At 54.8% G+C, this 22841-nt stretch carries 18 protein-coding genes, 3 pseudogenes and 1 other annotated feature; of the genes and pseudogenes, 18 read left to right on the forward strand and 3 right to left on the reverse strand.

Translation table 11 applies throughout. From position 1 onward, the window contains the following. Window positions 1-71: 71 nt before the first annotated feature. Window positions 72-836, forward strand: a pseudogene (locus tag NJ75_RS22490) (IS110 family RNA-guided transposase); the annotation flags it as partial. Between the two features lie 369 nt (window positions 837-1205). On the opposite strand, the gene nusG reads toward NJ75_RS22490, so the two are convergent. Both nusG and tnpC read right to left on the reverse strand, forming a co-directional pair. Continuing rightward, window positions 1206-1751, reverse strand: coding sequence for a transcription termination/antitermination protein NusG (gene nusG, locus NJ75_RS22495; RefSeq protein WP_211257972.1), 546 nt, complete (start codon window positions 1749-1751; stop codon window positions 1206-1208). Window positions 1752-2337: 586 nt separating this feature from the next. Then, window positions 2338-3406, reverse strand: a pseudogene (tnpC, locus tag NJ75_RS23605) (IS66 family transposase); the annotation flags it as partial. A gap of 726 nt (window positions 3407-4132) precedes the next feature. Between tnpC and NJ75_RS22510 the strand changes: the two are divergent. Then, window positions 4133-5305, forward strand: a pseudogene (locus NJ75_RS22510) (IS3 family transposase). Beyond that, window positions 4360-4474, forward strand: a sequence feature (AL1L pseudoknot). Its footprint overlaps the pseudogene before it by 115 nt. A 391-nt stretch (window positions 5306-5696) precedes the next feature. Here NJ75_RS22510 and NJ75_RS22515 read toward each other — a convergent pair. Further along, on the reverse strand, window positions 5697-6785 hold the full coding sequence (locus NJ75_RS22515; RefSeq protein WP_039338550.1) for an IS5 family transposase: 1089 nt from the start codon (window positions 6783-6785) through the stop codon (window positions 5697-5699). Window positions 6786-7219: 434 nt separating this feature from the next. On the opposite strand from NJ75_RS22515, the gene NJ75_RS22520 reads away from it, so the two are divergent. The 16 genes from NJ75_RS22520 (at window position 7220) to istB (ending at window position 22772) form a co-directional block, all read left to right on the forward strand. Continuing rightward, the gene (locus NJ75_RS22520) at window positions 7220-8497 is read left to right on the forward strand and encodes a lipopolysaccharide biosynthesis protein (protein WP_169745770.1); all 1278 of its coding nucleotides are present in this window, start codon (window positions 7220-7222) and stop codon (window positions 8495-8497) included. Further along, window positions 8481-9110: a methyltransferase domain-containing protein gene (locus tag NJ75_RS24095; protein WP_082013552.1), complete on the forward strand. Its 630-nt coding sequence runs from the start codon at window positions 8481-8483 to the stop codon at window positions 9108-9110. Before NJ75_RS22520 ends, NJ75_RS24095 begins: the two co-directional genes overlap by 17 nt. A gap of 7 nt (window positions 9111-9117) precedes the next feature. After that, window positions 9118-10008, forward strand: coding sequence for a glycosyltransferase family 2 protein (locus NJ75_RS24100; protein WP_082013553.1), 891 nt, complete (start codon window positions 9118-9120; stop codon window positions 10006-10008). Window positions 10009-10027: 19 nt separating this feature from the next. Further along, the gene (locus NJ75_RS22525; RefSeq protein ID WP_156135947.1) at window positions 10028-11329 is read left to right on the forward strand and encodes a hypothetical protein; all 1302 of its coding nucleotides are present in this window, start codon (window positions 10028-10030) and stop codon (window positions 11327-11329) included. Window positions 11330-11416: 87 nt separating this feature from the next. Continuing rightward, window positions 11417-11905: a DapH/DapD/GlmU-related protein gene (locus tag NJ75_RS24105; RefSeq protein WP_236727232.1), complete on the forward strand. Its 489-nt coding sequence runs from the start codon at window positions 11417-11419 to the stop codon at window positions 11903-11905. Between the two features lie 2 nt (window positions 11906-11907). Next, on the forward strand, window positions 11908-13110 hold the full coding sequence (locus NJ75_RS24655; RefSeq protein ID WP_156135948.1) for a glycosyltransferase family protein: 1203 nt from the start codon (window positions 11908-11910) through the stop codon (window positions 13108-13110). Further along, window positions 13107-14231 (forward strand): glycosyltransferase family 4 protein, encoded by a 1125-nt coding sequence (locus NJ75_RS24110; protein ID WP_082013555.1) that lies wholly within the window; start codon window positions 13107-13109, stop codon window positions 14229-14231. Before NJ75_RS24655 ends, NJ75_RS24110 begins: the two co-directional genes overlap by 4 nt. A 41-nt stretch (window positions 14232-14272) precedes the next feature. After that, window positions 14273-15406, forward strand: coding sequence for a glycosyltransferase (locus NJ75_RS24115; RefSeq protein WP_082013556.1), 1134 nt, complete (start codon window positions 14273-14275; stop codon window positions 15404-15406). Between the two features lie 21 nt (window positions 15407-15427). Continuing rightward, window positions 15428-15976 carry an LbetaH domain-containing protein gene (locus NJ75_RS25490; RefSeq protein WP_082013557.1) on the forward strand — a complete coding sequence of 183 codons (549 nt, stop codon included), beginning with the start codon at window positions 15428-15430 and terminating at the stop codon, window positions 15974-15976. Between the two features lie 166 nt (window positions 15977-16142). Then, the gene (locus tag NJ75_RS22545; RefSeq protein WP_039338562.1) at window positions 16143-16778 is read left to right on the forward strand and encodes a class I SAM-dependent methyltransferase; all 636 of its coding nucleotides are present in this window, start codon (window positions 16143-16145) and stop codon (window positions 16776-16778) included. A 6-nt stretch (window positions 16779-16784) separates the two neighbouring features. Continuing rightward, window positions 16785-17681 (forward strand): glycosyltransferase family 2 protein, encoded by an 897-nt coding sequence (locus tag NJ75_RS22550; protein ID WP_039338564.1) that lies wholly within the window; start codon window positions 16785-16787, stop codon window positions 17679-17681. Further along, window positions 17678-18436 (forward strand): glycosyltransferase family 2 protein, encoded by a 759-nt coding sequence (locus NJ75_RS22555; RefSeq protein ID WP_211257973.1) that lies wholly within the window; start codon window positions 17678-17680, stop codon window positions 18434-18436. Before NJ75_RS22550 ends, NJ75_RS22555 begins: the two co-directional genes overlap by 4 nt. Before the next feature lie 9 nt (window positions 18437-18445). After that, entirely contained in the window at window positions 18446-19567 is a 1122-nt protein-coding gene (gene gmd, locus NJ75_RS22560) for a GDP-mannose 4,6-dehydratase (protein WP_039338566.1), read from the forward strand. 9 nt (window positions 19568-19576) lie between these two features. Continuing rightward, window positions 19577-20533, forward strand: coding sequence for a GDP-L-fucose synthase (fcl, locus tag NJ75_RS22565; RefSeq protein WP_039338568.1), 957 nt, complete (start codon window positions 19577-19579; stop codon window positions 20531-20533). A gap of 125 nt (window positions 20534-20658) precedes the next feature. After that, window positions 20659-21903 (forward strand): IS21 family transposase, encoded by a 1245-nt coding sequence (istA, locus tag NJ75_RS22570; protein ID WP_039338569.1) that lies wholly within the window; start codon window positions 20659-20661, stop codon window positions 21901-21903. Continuing rightward, the gene (istB, locus tag NJ75_RS22575) at window positions 21900-22772 is read left to right on the forward strand and encodes an IS21-like element helper ATPase IstB (protein WP_039338571.1); all 873 of its coding nucleotides are present in this window, start codon (window positions 21900-21902) and stop codon (window positions 22770-22772) included. Before istA ends, istB begins: the two co-directional genes overlap by 4 nt. Window positions 22773-22841 lie beyond the last annotated feature (69 nt).

A 22841-nucleotide genomic window follows, 5' to 3' on the forward strand; every position in this document is an offset into this window, starting at 1 on the left:
AGTCGATCCAAGAAAGGCGAAAATCCGCCAATCAGGCCGCGTTCCTCCGCATTATGGGGACCTCGTGATTAGTAAAGCGTGGGAAGACCGATGCAGCAGATGCCGTAGCGATCTGCGAAGCGGTCACCCGGCCGACGATGCGTTTTGTCGCAGTGAAGTCGGTCGAGCAGCAAGCGGTGCTCATGCTTCACAAAAGTCGCGACCTGATGGTCCGGCAGCGCACCATGCTGATCAACGCGCTTCGCGGCCACTTAGCTGAGTACGGGATCGTGACAAGTCTGGGCGCCGGCGGCGTAGTGGCTTCCTTGAAGGCGCTGCACGAAGAGCAGGACAGGTTTCCTGCACACGCCCGTTCGGCCCTTCATGGCATTGCCGCTCAGCTGAGGGCACTAACGAGCGAGATCGATCGGCTTGAGGCGCAAATCCTCGATTGGCATCGTAACGACGAGACGAGCCGCAGGCTGGGTACAATCCCTGGAATCGGCCCGATTAAAGCTTCGGCTATTGCAGCGGCGGTGCCCGATCCATCGCTGTTCCGATCAGGCCGTCAGTTTGCCGCCTGGCTTGGACTCACACCTCGCGCGAACAGCTCGGGTGGCAAAGAGCGGCTCGGCGGAATAACCAAGCAGGGCGATGGCTATCTTCGCCGGCTTCTGGTGGTCGGTTCGACCGCCGTCATGCGAATGACGCGCAAGAATCCTGCTCGCCAACCCTGGATGGCGGGCCTACTCGAGCGCAAGCCCACGAAGATCGCGACAGTGGCGCTCGCCAACAAAACAGCCAGAATTGCCTGGGCCGTGATGACGCGGAAGGAGGTCTACGCCGCCGCCGCATAAGGAGATCTCCGTCACTCGATAATCGCGTGATGGGATGCGTTGGAGCAGCTTAGTAGTGATGACGAACCGGTCAGACCGGGGGCTGGTGAAACCCAGGGGGTCACAGCGCTTCGAGCGCGATGACGTGATTAGGGAGCCAGCCTGCGGACTTCATCAGGGCCAGCAGCCATGCGGTGCTGCGCGAACAGGCCGAACACATGGATGCACCCGACCGAGGTCATTAATGCCGAAAAGCTCTTGCGCAGCGGAGGTCGTCCACACATGGACCTACAACGACCACATGATTACACAGCTACGCTCGTGCGGAGGTCGTCCACGACATCACGTCAGTCGCCATCAGCGACCGGCTATGAAGAACGACTCATAAGCCTAGTCCTCGAGACGCAAATCGGCTGCTCTTAATGCTACACGTGTGTTTTTTCCAATTATGTCCAAGAGAATCCAGATTCTTCTATCCGATTCTATTTGCTCTATACTTCCAATAAATTCCGAGAGAGGGCCATTTGTTATGGAGACGTTATCTCCGATCTGCAATAATTGTGAGGGGAGCAACCTTCCGGTGTGATCACAACGGAGCATGAGGTCAGAGATCAAATCGAGCGGGACTTGCGCCGGTTGATCTTTGGAAAAGCTCACAATTCGACTCACGCCAAATGTGCTGTTAACGGTCCGCCATCGGATGACTTCTTGGTCAAAACTGACAAACAAATAACCCGGGAACAAAGCTTTCTTTGTTCGAATAAAGCTCCGCACCTTGCGGGTGGTCGCCTCTTCAAAAGGTGCGAAGATTTGTATGCCCTGCCGTAGAAGATTGCGCCTGGCGATGGCGTCAGCGTTGGGCTTTACCTGGACCACGAACCAAGGTTGCGAAACGGTCATCCGGGGGCTGGCAGTGAGAAGAGGAATTGCGGTCATGCTCAAGGGCTTGCTTGGCAGGTGTCACGAAGTCAACTCGGATCTGGCATCCAGTGGGTGATCTGTGCTGAGGCTGGCTTAGAGCGTTTGGCATTGCTTACCGGACCGAAGATTTGGCATCATCGGCAAACCCAAGATCACCACCGCCCCGCGCGACCGCATCACCTACTATTGATATCGTTGAGACAGGCAACGACAGCCGGTGCTTCACGCACCGCAGTTGAGGAAGTCCAGAGAAAACTCCTTCGCGCTGCTGCCGCCTCCGGTCGGGCTACGCCTTCCTTGCGCCGCCAGCAGCGCGAAACCTGCCATCACCATTTTCACAGCCCCCAGAACTGCACGGAGGGCCTTTTCCGCGCCGATAGGAGGTCGCGATTGACGCCAATTGACAGCGTCGGTTCTGGTGACAGCCCTAGGCTCGTGCTTGCCCCTGGGTTTCCGCCGGTAAATTCGGGATGTGAGCATCCGACCCGGCAGCCACTTCTCGTTGTCCTTTTAGCCATAGCCGCTTTCTGCCGGGACATCGGAGCCAGCGTTGTCGGTGCTCACGACGCGTAACTGCTGAGGTAGTTGGCACTGAGGCCGATCAAGCGACGGCGAAGCGTCCGTCGACGAGGTCGCAGATTGCGCTGAGTGCGGACTGGCCAGAAAGGCGTGCGGTGCCGGTGACGGAGTGGTATCCGGTATGGATCTGAGCGCCCCAGTCTGATCCCAAACCATTGGAGACCTTGCGGAAGACGACTGAGGGGCGGATTTCGCGCTCTGAGATGTTACTCGTGACCGGCACGTCACAGTTTGTGAGGATGACGAAGAACTTTCCTCGCCATGCCTTTATCTGCTTGAGCAGAGCACGCCCGGCGGGATGAGCGACAGGTCTGGTAACCAGACGATCGAGCATGATGTCAGCTTTGGCAGCATAGGCGGCCAAGGTGCTGTCCTTGAGCTGGTCTCGTCGTGGCCCGACCTTGGTCGCGCAGCGCAAATGGTCACGGATATGCGGGGCAAAGACAGTGTTGGCGCTGTCGATGGCGTACTGAACATCGCTCAGCACATGGGCAAGGCAAACTTGGTGCTCGCGTCTCAACTCCTCCTGACCCGAATAGCGGTCGGAGGCCGAGACATCGGTCCGATGCCGCCTCAATACGTCTTCGGCAACGCAGCGGACCCGGCGCGAGGCAATCTTGTGCAGGACAGCGTCGCTGGACAGGAACACCCACTGCCACTGCATAAAGCCGTTGGTCCTGGTCGTTGTCTCATCTGAAGCAATGATATGCGCCTTGAGCAATTTGGCGCGGATCGCGGTCGGGGCCACCCATGCTGGTGCGCAGGCGGCGGAACATGCTGGCGATGGCACTTTCGAAGATTGTCAGACCAAACGGCTCGCCAGCAATCGGGGAAAGACGCTCGAAGTCCACGTGATGGCTATGATGCAGAAAGCCATGAGCGCACTTGTGCCGGGGCCGAAGGGCGAACCGGGGAGGTATGCCCACAGGCGCCTGTGCCTTGTAGTGTCGGCCACAGCAACGGCAGCCCGCCCCACAACTCCACCTGGGTGACGATGGACGGATCGGGGGCAGGTCGACATGATCGTAGCGCTGCCGGCACTGCTGTACCTAGGCGGTCACATCCGTGCCGCAATGGCTGCTTCGCTCAGCACATGAAGCGGGGGGGGCCATCCCAAGGGTGAATCGAACTCCGATTTACCGCGCATCCATTTTCTGCCAACCTCGTGAGCAATTCCTACGACGCGGCGACGGAGGCGCCCGTCATCAGTCGATGCGGACGTCAACGCCAACTCTCCGATAAGCCATTGCTCCGGTCGATGCTGATGGCGATTTGTAGCCGAAGACTGGCAGCGTTATGACGGGCAATGACGTGCCGTCCTCGCGCCATTTTAGCTTGCAGCCGGTCTTGAGCGTCCAACGTGCTTTTACCCGATCCCGTTCGGTTCATCGGGCCGCAGATCCTTCACGTGCTTGTCAGCCTTGATCGCCTCGCGTTAGAACTCGGTATTTAGCTACGTAGGGGTAGGCAGGACAGTGGCATAGACAATCTGACCACCCGTCGAGAAATAGCCACAATCCGTTAGAGCCGCATCGAAGCGAAGGAGCGAATGTTGGTCGATCTGCTCTGCACAAGTTTCCCGTGAGATAGCCAAACAGTTGCCGCATCTGTCACCGTTCTAACCACCAAAGCCTAACAAGCCGCTTGGACGACAAGCAATCCTTGTTTTGGAACTCGTCATCTATCCCACAGCGAGTACGGCGCCAGCATCTGAACCGCCCCGGCTTTCCCGGAGGCTCCAATTTGTGAGAAGGAGCTTTCGTTATGAGCAAGACCGGAACAAGTTCTGTCCTAAAGTCCACGAACGTGCTTTGCGCATGGTTGGCGAGCATCGCGCCGATTACGGGTCGGAGTGGGAGGCGATGACCTCGATCGCCAGCAAGATTGGCTGTACGGCCGAGACGCTGCGCCGCTGGTGCCGGGAGGAGGCGAGCAGACGAACGGCACCAGCGGCGCGGGCCGCCGATGATCAGGCCCGGCTCAAATTGCTGAAGCGCGAGGTCAAGGAATTGCGCCGGGCGAACGAGATTTTACGCAAGGCCTCAGCGTATTTTGTGATGGCGGAGCTCGACCGCCGCGAGAAATGATGATGTCGTTCATCGACGCCTATCGCGAGGATCTGGGTATCGAGACGGTTTGCCGGGAACTGGCAATCGCCCCGTCCTCCTACCATAAACATGCACGTCGCTTGGCCGATTACGGCAGGCGCCCCACGCGTGCAGGCCGTGATGACGGGATCAAGACGCAGATCAAGCGCGTCCACGAGACCAGTTCGAGGCTCTACGGAGCGCGCAAGGTCTGGCATTAGTTACTGCGCGATGGTGTGGCTGTTGCCCGGTGCTCCGTGGAGCGCCTGATGGCCGCCATGGCGCCGGCGGGCGTTCGGCGTGGCAATAGGACGGTCACCACGGTCAGCAACCCGAAAGCTGCGTGCCCGTTGGACAAGGTCAACCGCGAGTTCCGCGTCGAATGGCCCAACGCACTGTGGGTGGTCGAATTCACCTACGTGCACACCTGGCCGGGTTCGTCTTCGTGGCCTTCGTGATCGACGCCTATGCCCGCCGGATCGTGGGCGGGAAGGTCAGTACGTCGGCCCCCGACGGCTTCGTCCTCGACCCCTTGGATCAATCCATCCATGCCCGCAGGCCAGGACCGCAACATGGCCTGGTCCACCACAGCGACAGGGGCGTTCACTACCTTGGAATGAACTATACGCTGCGCCTGGCCGAGGCCAACCTCGCGCCATCGGTGGCATCTTTGGCGACGGCTACGACAATGCCTTGGCCGAGACTATCAATGGCCTCTACAAAACAGAGGTCATTTGGCGACAGCGGTCGTGGCCAAGCGCATCGGCAGTCAAAATGGCAACCCTGCGCTGGGTCGACTGGCGCAAAAACCAACGCCTTTTCAGCCCCATCGGCTACATTCCGCCCGCCGAGGCAGAAGCAAATTACCATGCAGCCAAAGAGACCCTCGATATGGTTGCATGACTCAATTGAAAATGCTCCGGGAAAGCCGGGGCGGTTCAAGCACTGGCTTCCGGGACATCGTAAGCGGGTCAAACAGTGATCGGCCGCAATTATTGCGCAAGCTGCGGCGCCGAGCGCCAATCAATCGACACTGGAGGGCCTTAGGGTCCACAAAAGCTGGCTAACAGTTTCAACCGACAAGCCGCTCCGCTTTAAACCTCGCAACGATCACAAGCCACAAGGAAGCGATTGCCCCCCTATCACAGCTGGACACCTCGAAGAACCGGCTGTTTTTGGCTTGACGGCGCCGCGAGGGGTCTGATGGCGGCTTTTGAGACGTGAGGGTTGGCCTTTTCGGCCGGGTTTCCTTGGTTTTCTGGTCCGGAGCGCCGTTCAGCGCCATGTTTTCGCGCTATGCGGGCGTACCTCGCCCTTCGAGCCAAACGAGGCGCTGGAAGTTATAGACGAGGTTGGCCATGCCGATCTTGATGGTGGCGCGGGCGATACCGATGGTGCGCACGACGAGCCCCATCCGGTGTTTCTGTCCCGCGAACACGTGCTCGACATGGGCGCGGACCTTGGATCGTCTGGTATTGGCCCTGGCGATCCGCTCGGGCAGCGGCTGCCTCGGTTTGCGCTTCTGGTGGACGTGGCTCTTGAACATGCCTGCCGCCAGGAAAGCCTCGTTCTTCTTCGACCGGTAGGCCGTGTCTGCCCAGACGCCCGAACCGGTATTGGCCTTGCTGACCAAGTCCGGCAGTCGTGCACCGTCATGGGCATTGGCGGCGCTGGCATCCCAGGTGCGGATCAGCCCATGGGCGTGGTCGATGCCGATGTGGTTCTTGTAGCCGAACATCGGGATCGCGAGATCGACCGGCTTGAAGGCCTTGGGATCGGCACCCTCCTTCACCTTGGCTTTGGTGTATTTCACGCTCCCACGGGCATCGCGATCCTTCTGGCGGAGCCGGGCTGGCTTTGCCTTCCATGCCTCCGGGATCCGGCCGTCCTTGATCGCTGCCTTCTCCTCGTCGGTGTTCCGCTGCTTGGGGGCAGGCACAACGGTAGCATCGATGATCTGGCCGCCCATGGCGAGATAGCCCCGGTCGGTCAGTGCGGCATCGAAGCGGGCAAACAATCGGTCGATCGCCTTGGCCTGGACCAGACGCTCCCGGAACAACCACACCGTCGTCGCATCCGGCACGGTGCCATCTAGCCCAAGACCGAGAAACCGCTGGAACGACAGCCGATCCTTGATCTGAAATTCCGTCGCTTCGTCCGACAGCGAATAAAGCGCCTGCAGCACAAGAATCTTGAACATCAGGACCGGATCGAAGGGGGGGCGCCCGCCCTTACCTCGGACGCTCCGGCGCAAGGCGGCAATCAATGGACCGCGGAACACCTCAAAATCAACCACCGAACCCAAGCGCTCCAGCGGATCGCCCGCCGCGCTCAGCGCCTCGTACCGGTCCGAAAGATCAAAGAAACCCGGCTGCCCTGCCATCACCGCCTCCGACGCCTCGTCGGCGAAGTGAATCAAATCCGACCTTCAGACGCCAGAGTTTTTCGAGGCGTCCAGCTTCGCCTCATTAGACAGCGCAGTGAAGCGCGTCAGGCCGTTCCGCGCCATGCAGGAAAGTCCTTTCCGAATCCGGCAGGTTATCCTAGAGGGACCATCGTGAGTAAGCGGTCTAGGCGATTGTCGAAGATGGGGAGGATGCCGAGGCACCCTCCGTGCGGTAGCTTTGGATAACTTAAAGCCATCGTAGACGAGTTCGTTGGCAGAGTTTCCCTTAAACCAAGTGGTTGAACCATAAACCAAAAAGCTCTCGCAACGTGAGACGCCTGGATGAGTTCAATATTGGCAAATAAGTATGCATTGCTTGTTACGTGAACAACTCCGTTAGATCAATAACAGACAAAATAATGCTAAATATAATGACGCGCAATCCCTTGATTTGGAATATTGGTAAACTAGTATTAGGGGCTGGCCTTGGCCAGATTATTACATTAATTGCGGCGCCATTGATAGCTCGGCAATTTGGGCCGCTTAGTTTTGGACAACAGGCCACTGTGTTGTCTGTCGCGGGACCGATGGTCACCCTGACATCGATGGCCTTTCCCATTGCGATCGTAATAGCGCGCACCGATGAAGAAGCGCATGCGCTCTCCCAACTCGCTCTCATGGGCAGCCTCATTTTTGCGCCGTTCTTAACCGCACTCCTTGTAATTAATGACATGTGGGCGCTCAAGCAGCTTGGCTTGGAATCCATTAGCCAGTACGCTCTTCTAGTTCCAGTCATCGCTGTCCTGACGACCATCAACATGTCCGCAGGTTACTTAATGACGCGAAGCGGTTCCTTCAATCTCTCAGCATGCGCGACGGTTGGGGCGTCCCTCATTGGGAACGTAACAAAGTTGGTACTAGGCGGTTTTTGGCCGAACACCCTTTCGCTGCTGATCGGAAACGCAGTTGGATACCTCATCGCACCACTGCTAGCACTACGTTTGCGCGTCCATCGGTCGAGAAAGATTGCTTACGAGGCGCCCGACCAATTGTGGACCATCGCACGTTCTCACTGGGATTTTGCATTTCTTCGGGCACCGCAAAACTTCCTCGTTGCCATATCGCAATCCATACCAATCATTGGACTAACGGCATGCTTCGGACCCGAAGCCGCAGGCTATTATGCTTTAGCAACGGCACTGGCCACCGCGCCGGTTTCGCTGATCGGAAACGCCGTGCAAGCAGTCTTGTATCCCCGTCTCAACGAGATCAGCCTTGCAGGAGGTGACACAACAAAGCTGTTAATCAAATCGACAGTTTGCCTGCTCGTTGCCGGGAGCCCATTTCTCGCTGTAACTGCAATGCTTGGGCCTTGGCTTTTCGCCACCGTGATGGGGCCGGAATGGCAGGAAGCTGGGGTCTACTCGGCATTTTTAAGCCTTTGGCTCTGGCTCGGACTCGCCAACCGTCCTGCAGTTTCGGCCATTCCGATCCTGGGCATTCAAGGAGGCTTATTGTTATATGAGGTCATTGGGACAATCGCTAAACTTGGAGCGGTTATTGCGGGATACGGGGTGTTTGGAAGTGCGAGATGGACCGTCGGAATATTCTCCATCACTGGGGCAGTTGCCTACGCTCTGCTGATCGTGTGGGTAATACGTAAAAGCGCAAAAGTTCGCCGAAGGAATCAAAATGACAAAGCAGGTTGAAGCCGGACACTACGAGTTCGGAAGATATATGAGCCTTCCTCGTTGGAACAGCATCTGGCAACAGCTAACATTAGTCTCGACACTAGGAGGCGAAAATATACTGGAAGTCGGCCCAGGTCCAGGGCTATTTAAGACGGTCGCAAACCATATTGGCTTTCACGTTGAAACTGTTGATCAGGATCCCGAGCTCGAGCCCGACCATTTGGGTGACGTACTCAGGTTACCACTGAACGATTCAAGCTACGACGTTACCTGCGCTTTCCAAGTATTAGAACATTTGCCATTCGATGGCGCCTTGAAGGCTCTAGACGAACTCGCAAGAGTAGCCAGAAATTACGTAGTAATAAGCCTGCCGGATGCAGAACGCACCTGGCGGTTCATCATTCATCTTCCAAAATTCGGAGAGCGAGCCATCCTTCTGCCACGACCTCGCCTTTCAAGAAGTATCCACAAATTTGACGGCGAGCATTATTGGGAGCTTAACAAGCGTGGGTATGAAACTAAAAAGGTGATAAGCGCGTTTCTCAAATCACGTAAGCTGGATTTGGTACGGACTTTTCGATCGTTCGAAAATCCGTGTCATAGGTTCTTTGTATTCTCCGTCGCCGACTGAGAAAGTAATGGCCAAGATGCAGAAATCCGAAAACCAAGCTTCGTCAAAAGACGTTTGCTCGATCGTAATTCCAATCTTTAATAGGGAGCGCACGGTCGAGAGAACGATATTGAGTTGCCTCACCCAAGAGCACGCAGCGATTGAGTTGATTTTGGTGGACGATGGATCAACGGACCAAAGTGTAGAAATCTGTAAAAAATTTTTGAAGATGAAACACCGTCCTGGGACAGTAGTGCGCTTTGTAAGTCAGCCAAACCAGGGCGCTTGCGCCGCACGAAATCTTGGAATGAGCCTTGCTACCGGGAATTATCTACTGTTTCTTGACTCGGATGATACAATACCAGCGGAAAAAATATCTACGCAAATCGCCGCACTGAATCACAAAAATGCGGATTGCTGTATTAGTGATTATCGAGTAATCGATGAGCATGCAGGATCCTGCGAACTATTCAGAAATGAATTGAAACCCCATCAGTTCATTTCTAGATTGAAGAGTCCCTCAAATTCAGCAATAATCATGCGGAGAGAGACCATACCTAAAGGTATGCAATGGAACGTCTCACTAAAGCGGATGCAAGATTTTGACTTTATGCTTAGATATCTCGCCACAGTAAAAACTTGGGTCTATGTCCCCAAGGCGCTTTACAACTATCATCTCCATAATGGCCCACGAATTTCTGATGGCTATTTAAACGGAATGCCCTATTTCGCGATCTTTTTGTCCATGCATAATCATCTCAAAATTCACTCGGTTGGCCTATATGTCTATATAAAGCTACTATCCCTTCTTGGACTTAATCTGATGAAGGCGAGCTTTAAGGACTCGGCAAGTAAGATATTGCCGATTTCATTAAAGAGAGCACTGAAGTTGGTACTGGCACGATCATCGGTGTCGTAACCTAAAAGGACGCGATCTCATGTTCGAGAAATTTCCTTTTCTTGTGATTGTGACAGTAATTGCTCTCTTCTCAATGCGAGTTAACTCTGCGCTTACGCAGAACAAATTTAGCGCCGATAAAGCGTTTTGGTATGCATGGCTATTTCTAATCTGGTCTGCAGAAATCGTGACAAGCTTTCCATTTTTTGAATACTATTCTCAGTACCCGATAGATCAAGGGACAAGGGAGCTTGTTCTAGCAACGCTATTGTCCGCACTTGTTGGATTTCTTATTGGGTCATATATATATAGGCGAATGCCAGGAGGGCGCGGCGATAGAAAGGTCGAAGAGGGCTTCATATCGTTCCTCGGCAGAAAGCAAAATTTTATTGCTTTATCAATCCTTCTCATTGGAGCGTATGAGTTCATATTGAACCGGAACAAATTTTCGGACTTGCAGGCTCTTCGATATGCGGCTGTCACTGGAGACCTTACCTACGGCTCAGCCAGCGTACAGTTTTTCTATTTTGCACAAGCCTTCCTTCTTTTCCTTGGATTTAGTGACGGAACGAGGGCTCGCGTAAGCAAGTTGGTAGCCTTTGCTGCAACAACAGGATTGGTTTTCCACAATTTGTCCCTAGGTGGACGAATAAACGTCATTGTAGGGCCCGCGCTCTATCTAATTTCCTATGCAGTGAGCGCAAGCGGAAAAGAAAATAGAGATGTAATTGGAGAGCTTAAAAGAACCTTAGTCGTCGTGACAGCGCTCATAATGACGGTATTCACGGCGCTTCGTCTTCTTCGTGGCCCAACGGACGGCATGAGTTACCAATCTAGCGTCCTCGATTCTATTATCAATGCCATGTTTGCTATTCCGATGTATGTCTCTGACACGTATATTTCGATCTCTGTCCATGCTATGCACGCCTCCGAGGCCAGTATTCCGTATGGATATTATACTTTTGATGCGGCTTATAGGTTATTTGGCCCGATCTTGTCCACAAACTTGGTCGATTCGAGTGAGGTGTTTGGACATATTTTCTATCGTGACACACCGGCCCCGTGGGCATGGACACAAACGAATATGATTCCGCGTCTCATAGCAGATTTCGGTGCAGGTTATTGGGTGGCGATTATTCCGATTTTTGCTTTGGCTCAATGGGGGAGCGTCTATCGATTTAGAATGGTCTTTTTAGGAAACGCCATTCGAAGCATGATGATCCTATGTAGTGCATATTCAATACTTGGGATCTTTTGGTTTAGTGCATTCACAGTTTTAACGTTGTTCTACGCTTTTGCCATTTATTTGATTTGCTCAAGTATTAGGGGCGTGAGGATATAGGATTTACACTCTCTGTGAAGCGTTGCTTGTGGCAGGAGGGCTTTTTCAATGACATCTTCGATTAGGCATTTTGTGAATCTTTTGTTTATGATATTTCCCCCTACTCGGCTCTTTGCGGCCAAGCGGGCCTTGTGGCGGATTTGCGGTGTATATTTGGGCCATGGTGTCAGCCTAAACCAAGGTTGCCGTGTTGTGGGTTCGGGGCCAGTGTCGATCGGTCAGGGCACATGGGTTGGAATCGATGCAACCTTTATTGTCCCTGATGGAGGGGGTGTGTCTGTGGGTTCGAACTGCGATATCGGTCCGGGGGTTCTTTTCAACTGTGGTAGTCATGCAATCGGGGGGCGCAGCAGGCGAGCTGGTGCAGGATTATCAAAACCAATCTCTGTTGGTGACGGGGTTTGGATCGGGGCTAGAGCAGTCATTCTTGGGGGTGTTGATATCGGATCGGGTTGTGTGGTTGCGGCAGGAGCGGTGGTTCTTCCAGACAGTTACCCAGAGCACGTTCTGCTTGCTGGAGTTCCCGCTCGGGTGGTGAAAGTGATCTCAATTGTGGATGAAGAGGTCGGAAATTGACCGTGAGAAAGCCCCGCCTGTTTTATATCGGCATGGTCTGTACTGAGGCCTACGTTGCGGCAATCGGCGAGGATGCATACGTTGCAGCGGCAGCAGCTAAGATGACTGCAATCTCTTCTGCATTGAGAAAAGTTGGTAAGCGGTCTGTGCTAGTGTCGCTTCCTTTTGTTGGTAAAGGGTCCTTGCGACAGCGTGGCCGGGCTCTTCGGGGTGACGGCTTCCCTAGTTATTTTTTGCCGGTATGGCGCTTCGCACTAATTCGGAAAATTTGCGGCACCTTTGCACTTGCCCGGTTTGCAGTTTGTGTCATAAAGCAGGGCGATACAGTCTTGTTTTACAATCACGCATTGGAGTATTTGCTTGCTTTGATCATCTTGAAGTATCGCGGTATTTCAGTTTTTCAAGATATAGAAGACGTTCCAACAGGAAAGGAGGCTGGAGTACGTTGGCTTATCGAAGTGTTATGTTATAGGGTGATGTGTAATTTGACGTCTCCCCACAAGATTACAGTATCGAACCAGATTGGTCGTTGCCTCGAGATAGGTGAGTTTTTGGCTGTGCACGGAGTTGCGACGCCCTCCGTCAGTACGCACGTCGATCCTCGTTGGGCTAGGCTTTCCTCAGGTGGTGCACTACGCGTACATTTCGGAGGGTCAATTCTGCCGTCCACTGGCTTAGACCTATTTTGCGACACAGTGATGAATCTGGAGTGTCACTCTCGTCGCTTGGCGCGAGACGTTATTTTCATTGTTACGGGAAAGGGGGATCTTGATAGGGTGCGCGGTTTAAGCGCGTCCCTACGGTCTGGTCGCCTGCAAATCCAGGTGCATGAAGGAGTGGAGCGCGCTGGTTACTATGAGCTTTTTCATAGTTGCCACGCAAGTTTATCCTTGAAGTGTCCTGAAGGAGAGCTTGCAGGGACTACATTCCCTTCGAAAGTGATTGAGATTGCTTCGGCTGGTTTAGCACTCATCGCAACTAGTGTTAGTGACGTTGGAGACATTTTCAAAGAAGATGAAGCGTGGATCATGCAGAGTGCGAACGCCGACGTGTTGAGTAGCATAATCATGGAAATGGCGGCTGATCCGATTGAGATTCTCCGGCGTGCATCAGCAGGTCAGCTCAGTATACAGCGCCGATTTGGGCCATCCGTTGTTGGGGCGTCCCTCGCATCCTTCCTGGATTTGAGGCAGTCATTGGCATGACGTCGCTCTCGATTTGGTTCTGGCAACGGATGGTTACACCGCATATGGCTTTCTTGGCAGTTTCGCTTGCTGATCGTGGTCATCAAGTTAATTATGTAGCGGAACGAAAGCTCGATGAGGACCGGGAGGCGCTTGGATGGCAAGTTCCCGATCTTCCCAATGTGTCGCTTTATTTTGCCTCGACAGCGCACGAGGTTGAGCGGCTCGTATCATTGTCGTTATCGAGTTCCGTTCATTTAACACAGGGCTTCCGGTCGAATGGATCTGTAGCTCTTGCTCAGAGGGCGATTAAGGCGCGCGGTCGACGTCACTTCGTGATCATGGAGACTGTGGATCGGAGAGGGCCTATTGGGGCACTTAGACGTGCGCTGTATGCCTGGCACCTGAATAGGTGGCGAACCGGGTTGGATGCCGTGTTGGCAATTGGAGCCGACACAACGACCTGGGTGGCACAAATGGCACCTGCAAATTTGAAAGTTTTTCCGTTCGCGTACTTTTTGCAAGATTCTGAGGTCTCTGCACCCACATTGGCCGGTTCACCTTTTCGTTTTCTTTTCGTGGGCGCACTGGTGGCTCGAAAAAGAGTCGATCTTTTATTGCGGTGCTTGTCTGAGCTTTCAGATCAATCTTTTGAGATTGAGGTGATTGGCGATGGACCTATGCGTGAAAGCCTGATGCGTCTCGCGGCGGACCATCTTTATGATCGCGCCACATTTAGCGGTGTTGTGCCAATGAATGACGTAACCGACTACATGGGGAGGGCGGATTGCCTCGTCCTTCCAAGCGATCATGATGGTTGGGGCGCAGTTGTCTCCGAAGCACTAATGGCAGGGACGCCTGTAATATGTAGTTCGTCTTGTGGCGCGCGTGATGTGGTCGCTGCCAGCAATGCTGGTGGGATTTTCCCAACTGATAATCCCACCGCTTTGCGTAACTCGCTAGCTTCTGTGCTAGCGCAAGGGAAGGTCACGTCCGCGCGCCGAGAAAGATTGCGAAAGTGGGCTCGCTCTCTTGGAGCAAATGCTGGTGCCGAGTATCTCGAAACTATCTTACGAGCGGTAATGTCCGGCACGTCGCGTGTGGCGGTAGTGCCATGGCGGGGCCACAATGCGGTACCTTAGAAAGACCTTTTCTGAATGCGGTGGCAATGTAGGAAAATATAGTGCGTGTTGCTCATGTAACCTCTGGCCTTGACCGTCGAGCTGCGGGTGTTGGCGCTGTAGTTGAGGCGCTATCGCTGGAGCAACTTTCTCTTGGCCATGATGTGCGAGTTTTTGGACTTGAATCCTCAGATTGGTCACGGGTTGACAGATTTAGGTGGGAGGGTGCTCCAGTCGAAGCGCTGAAAGTTATTAGTTGGGCGCGTTCCTTCGGTCTTTCGCCAGGTTTAAGGACGGCTTTGTCGCGCTTTGAGCCGGATATTGTACATCTTCATGGTCTGTGGATGTATCCGTCTGTAGCAGTCCTGCAATGGCATCTTAGGACAGGTAATCCTTACATTTACTCACCCCACGGTATGCTATCGCCCGTCGCGCTCTCCTACTCCAAACATAAGAAACGGATTGCTCGAATTCTTTTTCAGGATAAGGTGATAAAACGTGCCGCCGCGCTTGTCGCATCTGCGGCAGCAGAAGCTGATGACATACGGTTGTTCGGCTTGAACGATCGAGTTTCGATTGTTCCTCACGGCATTCATGTTTCTCCCGTGCCTCCTACTTTCGATGTGCAAAATAAGAGCCTTCTCACCTTGGGGAGAATCCACCCTGTCAAGAATCTCCACACCCTCATCGAAGCGTGGGCGCTTCTCGAAAGCAAGCACACGGCTTGGTCGCTCCACATCGTAGGGCCAGATGAATGCGGGCACCGGTCTGAATTGCAAGATTTGGTCGCAAAACTAAAATTGCAACGTGTAACGTTCAGGGCGGCGGTTGATGGAAATCAGCGCAATGTTTCGATGGCCTCCGCTAACCTATTCGTGCTTCCCTCAAGATCCGAAAACTTTGCACTTACAGTTGCGGAAAGCCTAATGATGGAGACGCCTGTGATTGCTACACGCGGAGCACCATGGTCGGGTCTGGTCGACCAAAAATGCGGATGGTGGATTGAACACGGCGTCGACCCACTGGTCGCTGCGCTCGACGCAGCGATGAGTTTGCCTGAAGATAAACGTAACGCAATGGGGCAACGCGGCCGCGCTTGGATGCTTCGTGATTACTCTTGGGAATCTGTGGCTAACAGGATGCTGTCAGTGTATGATGACGCGATTGCCCAACGGTCGGTGGAGTCAACGCTTTGAGCTTGAGAGCTTGCAAAGATAATGTCTAAACGCGCTGAAATTGTTCCGTTGCCCACGATCAATTTTCGTAATCGGGCTCGACGGTTTTTGTGGCGCGTAGTTAGCGCTTTATTTTTTCGTCCCACTCCGGTGGCCGCTCATCGGTGGCGGTGTTTATTGCTCCGCCTGTTTGGCGCGACTGTAGATGCGGACGTGCACCCTTATCCTAGCGCAAGAATTTGGGCACCTTGGAACCTCAAATTGTATAGAGGAAGCTGCTTAGCCCCCGAAGTCGATTGTTATAACGTTGCTTGTGTCGAGCTGGGTGAGGGTGCGATTGTTAGTCAGAAGGCCTATCTATGCACAGCAGGTCATAATTTCGACGATCCGACTTTTCCCTTGACAGGGGCGGCAATTGTCATTGGTGACGGAGCTTGGGTTGCGGCAGGTGCATTTGTTGGCCCGGGTGTACGGATTGGTTCGCGTGCCGTCGTTTTGGCACACTCTGTCGTTGTGCGAGATGTGGCCGCTGAGATGGTGGTTGGCGGCAATCCCGCACGGGAAATTAGGAAGCGCGGAGACGAAGCCTAGTCTGTTGGCCTTGGACGCTGAACGAAGTTGCCGAGAATGTAAGGCAACTATATATTTCAATGACGGGCGTTGAATTAACTGGGCGCAATCAGACAAAGGGTTCGATTGACGGTATATGCTCGGTATCTAATAAATATCGTCACGACATCTTCTTAGAGGAGCGCAAATGACCGTCGAAGTTGATATAAGCGGGTATAGCTATGAGAATGCTTATCCTAATAGCTCCCATGCCTATTTGCTTCCTACATTGTCCGAAGAGCTGGCAGGGCTTCGATTGACCAAGGAAAAACGTTTATTTGAGCTTGGCTGTGGCAACGGTAGCATCGCGGCCGCTCTAAGCACTGTTGGTTGGGAAGTGTCGGGCGTTGATCCGTCAGAGGAGGGAATAGCACAGGCTAACAAAAAATATCCGGAACTTCGGCTCGAGATGGGATCAGCGTACGACGATTTGGTGGGGCGATTTGGGCGGTTTCCTGTTGTCACTAGCCTTGAGGTAATAGAGCACGTGTATGCACCGCGTGATTTTCTAAATAGCCTTTTTAGTTTGGTTGAGCCGGGTGGAACAGCGATTATAAGTACCCCTTATCATGGCTATTTGAAGAACCTTGTTCTCGCAATGACGGGTAAAATGGATGCCCATTTCACTGCGACGTGGGATCATGGGCATATCAAGTTCTGGTCGATCAGAACTTTGACCATTTTGTTAGAGGAAGCGGGATTTCGCGATATCCGCTTTAGAAGAGTGGGGCGAATTCCGGTGTTGGCGAAGTCGATGGTCGCTATCATGAAGCGACCAGGTTGAATTGTCATGCTGACAGTCGTGATATTAACGCATAACGAAGAGCGGCACATTGCGCGCGCCATAGAATCTGTCCGCCAGCTCGCTTCTCATATTTTTGTTTTAGATTCAGGATCAACAGACCGTACGGTTGAGATTGCCACACGCTTAGGCGCAGTGGTTCAGCATAATACGTGGACGAACTATGCGCGTCAGTTTAACCATGCGCTGGATCTCTTGCCCAACGGCACCGGCTGGGTGATGCGACTTGATGCCGATGAGGTGGTAAGTCCCAGCCTTGCCCGTGAAATCGCGGAGCAACTGCCGCGCCTTGCCGACGATATCGAAGGCGTTACGATCGGTCGCCGGATGAGTTTCATGGGGCGTCCGATCCGCCACGGCGGGGTATTTCCGATCCGCGTTCTGCGGATCTTCCGCCATGGAGCGGGCCGCTGCGAGGATCGCTGGATGGACGAACATATCAAAGTGTCGGGTCCGGTTGCCTGGCTTAAGGGCGAGATTCTTGACGACAATCTGAACTCCCTGTCCTGGTGGACCGCCAAGCACAATTCCTATGCCAGCCGCGAGGTTGTGGATCTTTTGAATCTAAAGCATGGTTTCATGACCCATGACAGCGTGGCGGGCCTTGCTGGTGGTCAAGCAGGGGTCAAGCGCTGGCTGAAAGAAAGGCTTTATGTTCGGTTGCCCAGTGGATTGCGGGCTTTCGCCTATTTCTTCTGGCGTTACGTCCTGCGGCTTGGCTTTCTTGATGGGCGCGAAGGACTTGCTTTCCATGTCTTGCAAGGATTTTGGTATCGCTTCCTTGTCGATGCAAAACTGGCGGAAGCCACAGCGTATATGATACGGAAAAAGGTCGATGCGCCAACGGCGATCCGCGATGTGCTTGGTATAGACGTAATGAAATGACGGCCATTAAATTTTCAATCATTACCGCCGTCTGGAACCGCGAGGCTACCTTAGGCGATGCGCTCGACAGCCTCGCGGCGCAAAGCTATGATAACTATGAACATCTGGTGCAGGATGGGGGCTCGACTGATGGCACTTTGGCTCTGCTGGCAGGGCGGCCCGATTGCCGGCGCAAGTTGATTTCTGAACGCGATGACGGGATCTATGACGCGTTGAACCGCGCAATGGCGCGAGCTAGTGGCGATGTCATCGGCCTTTTGCACTCAGACGATCTTCTGGCACACCCGCAAGTGCTGGCCCGCGTCGAGCGGTGTTTCGAGGAGACCAAGGCCGATGCCGTCTATGGCGACCTTGACTACGTTTCGGCTAGCGATACCTCCCGGGTAATCCGACATTGGAAATCCGGCGAATATCACCCGGCGAAACTGCGACGCGGCTGGATGCCACCGCATCCCGCGCTGTTTCTTCGGCGCAAGGTGATCGAGACTTGGGGCGGATACGACACCAGTTACCGCATCGCTGCCGACTACGATTCCATCCTGCGTTATTTTGCCAAAGGGCAAATTGCAGCGGCCTGGCTCCCCGAGGTTCTCGTCAAGATGCGGGTTGGCGGGGAGAGCAACCGTTCAATCGAACGGATCTTGCGCAAAAGCCGTGAGGATTTCAGCGCACTTCGCAGGAACAAGGTTGGAGGCATCGGCGCGCTGGCCGGCAAGAACTTGGGCAAACTCAGCCAGTTTTTAATCAGATCATAAGGAAAGACCATGACAAAGCGTGCCCTCATCACCGGCATTACCGGACAGGACGGCTCCTATCTTGCCGAATTCCTGCTCGAGAAGGGCTACGAAGTCCACGGCATCAAACGCCGTGCCTCTTCGTTTAACACCCAGCGGATCGACCATATCTACCAAGATCCCCACGCGCCCGATCCGAAGCTCAGCTTGCACTACGGCGATCTGACAGACACCTCGAACCTCACACGTATCCTGCAGGAGGTGCAGCCTGACGAGGTCTACAATCTCGGTGCACAAAGCCATGTCGCAGTAAGCTTTGAGGCTCCAGAATACACTGCTGACGTCGACGCCATCGGCACCCTGCGATTACTCGAAGCCATCCGCTTTCTGGGGCTGGAAAAGAAGACCCGCTTTTACCAAGCCTCGACGTCAGAGCTTTACGGCCTGGTACAGGAAATACCCCAATCCGAGACGACACCTTTTTATCCGAGGTCTCCCTACGCCGTTGCCAAGCTGTACGCTTACTGGATTACCGTCAACTACCGCGAGGCCTATGGCCTCTACGCGTGCAATGGTATTCTGTTCAATCACGAGAGCCCGAAGCGTGGTGAAACCTTTGTCACCCGCAAGATTACTCGTGGTCTTGCAAATATCAGTCAGGGGATCGAGCCTGGCCTGTTCATGGGCAACCTCGACGCCCTCCGTGACTGGGGCCACGCAAAGGACTACGTACGCATGCAGTGGATGATGCTGCAGCAGGACAGGCCGGAAGATTTCGTTATTGCCACTGGGCAACAACATTCAGTTCGTGATTTCATCTGCTGGTCGGCTGAAGAGCTGGGTATTCAACTGCGCTTTGAAGGCAATGGTATTGAAGAGATTGGAATTGTCGACACTGTCTCCGGCAATATAGCCACGGCGGTTAAGCCTGGGGACGTCATCGTGCGCGTTGATCCCCGCTATTTCCGTCCGGCGGAAGTTGAGACGCTGCTAGGGGACCCGGCCAAGGCCAAGAAAATGCTCGGCTGGGTACCGGAAATTTCGGTCCGCGAGATGTGCAAGGAGATGGTCGCAGCGGACCTTGAGACTGCCCGCCGCCATGCTTTGCTGAAGGCACATGGTTTCGACACACCCGTAGCGCTTGCAATCTGAGGCTTATTAATGACGATTTATGTTGCCGGGCACCGAGGCATGGTGGGTTCTGCTATCGTCCGTCAGTTGAAAGCTCAAGGGATTTCGCCACTCGTGCGCAGCCGTGCCGAACTAGACCTGACGGACCAAGCGGCTGTGCGGGAGTTTATGCAAGAAGAACGGCCCGAAGCGGTGATCGTTGCGGCAGCTAAAGTCGGCGGCATTCATGCCAACAACACCTACCCCGCTGATTTCATATACGAAAATCTGATGATGGAGTGCAATGTCATCCATCAAGCGTTCCTTGCCGGTGTGCGCCGCCTGCTATTTCTAGGATCCTCTTGTATCTATCCGAGGGCTATCTCGCAGCCCATGCGCGAGGAGGCGCTGCTATCCGGCGCGCTCGAGCCCACCAACGAGCCCTATGCCGTTGCCAAGATTGCTGGGATCAAGCTGTGCGAAAGCTACAACCGCCAATACGGCACTGATTATCGGTCCGTAATGCCCACCAACCTCTATGGCCCGGGTGACAATTTTCACCCTGAGAATAGCCACGTATTGCCTGCACTTATCCGCCGTTTCCATGAGGCAAAAGAGCAAAGCCTTGATGAGGTTGTGATCTGGGGGACGGGGACCCCACGTCGCGAGTTTCTGCATGTCGATGATATGGCCTCGGCCAGTTTGTTCGTGCTAGACCTCACCATCGATGTTTATCAGGCTAATACGCAGCCCATGCTAAGCCACATAAACGTTGGCAGCGGCACGGACATTTCGATCCTTGAGCTTGCCCAGCTTATCGCTCGCATCATAGGATTTGATGGCGCCATATCGATAGACCCCTCCAAGCCAGATGGTACGATGCGCAAGCTAATGGATGTTAGCCGACTTAGGCAGATGGGCTGGCAAGCTCAGACCGGCCTTGAGCAAGGTATCCGCGATACGTACCAATGGTATCTAAACAACCACCGTGTGTTGATGGCGGAGTAAAATGCCCCAGAAGTGACATTTGAAAATTCCCCACTTCTTCTCGTTGACCCTGTCCGGGGCGCGCCCCGGACAGGGTCAAATTCCAAAAATCCGGCATAGCTTCCCCGGTGGGAGGCGGTGCTGCGATGAAGAAGCTTGGAGATCTGATGATGATCCTGGATTTGCACCGCCAAGGCGTGAAGATTGCCGCCATAGCCCGGCAAGTCGGCATCGACCGCAAGACAGTCCGCAAATACATTGGCCGTGGCATTGAGGTGCCGACCTACGGTCCTCGCCAACCGCGCGAACGCCTGCTTGATCCTCACATGGGTTACTTGCGAGCGCGTCTGGAAGCCTATCCAGGATTGAGCGCGCAGCGGCTCGCGCGTGAGCTTGGCGAACGCGGCTACACCGGTGGCTACAGCACGGTGCGCGACGTGGTGCGCACGCTACGACCGGCAGGTGGAGGCAAGCCATATGCCGTGCGCTTCGAGACGCCTGCGGGCGAGCAGGCTCAAGTCGACTTTGCACAATTCCGCGTGCGTTTTGCCGACGCGCCCGATCGCGTGCAAATCGTCTGGCTGTTCTCCATGGTTCTGGGCTTCTCCAGGCTGATCTGGGGCCGGTTCGTCATGCGCCAGACTATGCCGAGCGTGCTGGCATGCCATCGTGCGGCATTCGAGGCGATCGGCGGCGTGCCGCGCGAGATCCTGTACGACCGCATGAAGACTGCCGTTATCGGTGAAGATGAGGATGGCCGTGTCGTCTACAATCGCACGCTGGGGGAGTTTGCGAAGCATTACGGCTATCTGCCGAAGGCCTGCCGCGCTTATCGGCCGGAGACCAAAGGCAAGGTCGAGCGGCCATTCCGCTACATTCGCGAGGACTTCTTCCTGGGCGGCGCGTTCCGCGATCTGCACGACCTGAACGCGCAGTTCGACCGCTGGCTGAGCACTGTCGCCAATCCCCGCCTGCACGCATCTACAGGGCGTGTCGTCAACGAGGCCTTCGCCGAGGAACGGCCTGCGTTGCAGCCTTTGCCCCTGGTGCCGTTCGGTGCCGTCCTCAAGCTGGAGCGCCGGATCAGCCATGAAGGAATGGTCAGCGTCGGCGGCAACTACTACTCGGTCCCCGATGCAACCCGACGCCGCGTTGTCGAAGTCCACAGCCTCGCTGACGAAATCCGGATCTTTGAAGATGATCGCCTGATCGCACGCCATCCATTGCTGGAAGGGCGGCGGCAACGTTCCCTTCTTGATGGACACCGGCGCCATCAGCGCCGGAACGACGATCTGCCGTTGCCGCATGGATTTACCGGACAGCAAGTGGCGCGCCGCTCTCTCGACATTTATGCCGCCATTGGTCAGCAACTAGCAGGAGCAAGAGCATGAACTCGCTGCTGCCGGACCCGTCAGCGTCCGTGCTCGACCGCATCAAATGCAGCATGGTTGGCCTCAAGATGCCGCGCGCGATCGAAGTCGTCGATGATTGCGTATCGCGTCTCGACCGTGGAGAGATCACAGCCCTTGAGGCTGTGGAGCAGTTGTTGCTCGAGGAGCTGACCTTCCGTGAGGAGCGCCGCATACGTACGGCGCTGCGCATGGGTAGGGTCAATACCGTGAAGACGCTGGCCGGATACGACTTCTCGTTCCAACCCTCGCTCGACAAGGCCAGGATCATGGCACTGGCCGAACTCAACTTCGTTGCGCGCGCCGAGGTCGTCCATCTGCTCGGCCCGCCCGGTACCGGCAAAAGCCACTTGGCCAGTGCTCTTGGCCTGGAAGCCGTCAAAGCAGGCAAAAGCGTCACCTTCATCACGCTGGCCGATCTGATCGGCGCCCTCGCCAAAGCCGAACGCGAAGGCACATTGCGCGAGCGGCTTCGCTTCTACTGCCGGCCATCGCTCCTGATCGTCGACGAGATCGGATACCTCCCGGTCATACCCGGGGGCGGCAACCTGTTCTTCCAATTGGTCAACGCGCGCTACGAAAAGGGTGCCATGATACTGACCTCGAACCGCGGCTTTGCCGAGTGGGGAGACATCTTCGGCAGCCCTGTAGTCGCAACAGCCCTGCTCGATCGATTGCTGCATCATGCCATCGTCATCCAGATCGATGGCTCAAGCTACCGCTTGCGTCGGCACGCCGATCTGCTGCCCGAACACATCAGATCAAATGCGCGAATTACACCGCCCGCTCTGGTTGAACCTCGCCGCCGCGGTCGCCCACCCAAGAATGGAGGACAGCCGCCAACCAACTGACCGCCCAAAGCCCAAAGTGGGGAATTTTACTTTGCCACTTCCGGGGATTTTTACAGTGCCGTTGACACC

Source organism: Novosphingobium subterraneum, from assembly GCF_000807925.1.
In the GTDB taxonomy this organism is placed as follows: Bacteria; Pseudomonadota; Alphaproteobacteria; order Sphingomonadales; family Sphingomonadaceae; genus Novosphingobium; species Novosphingobium subterraneum.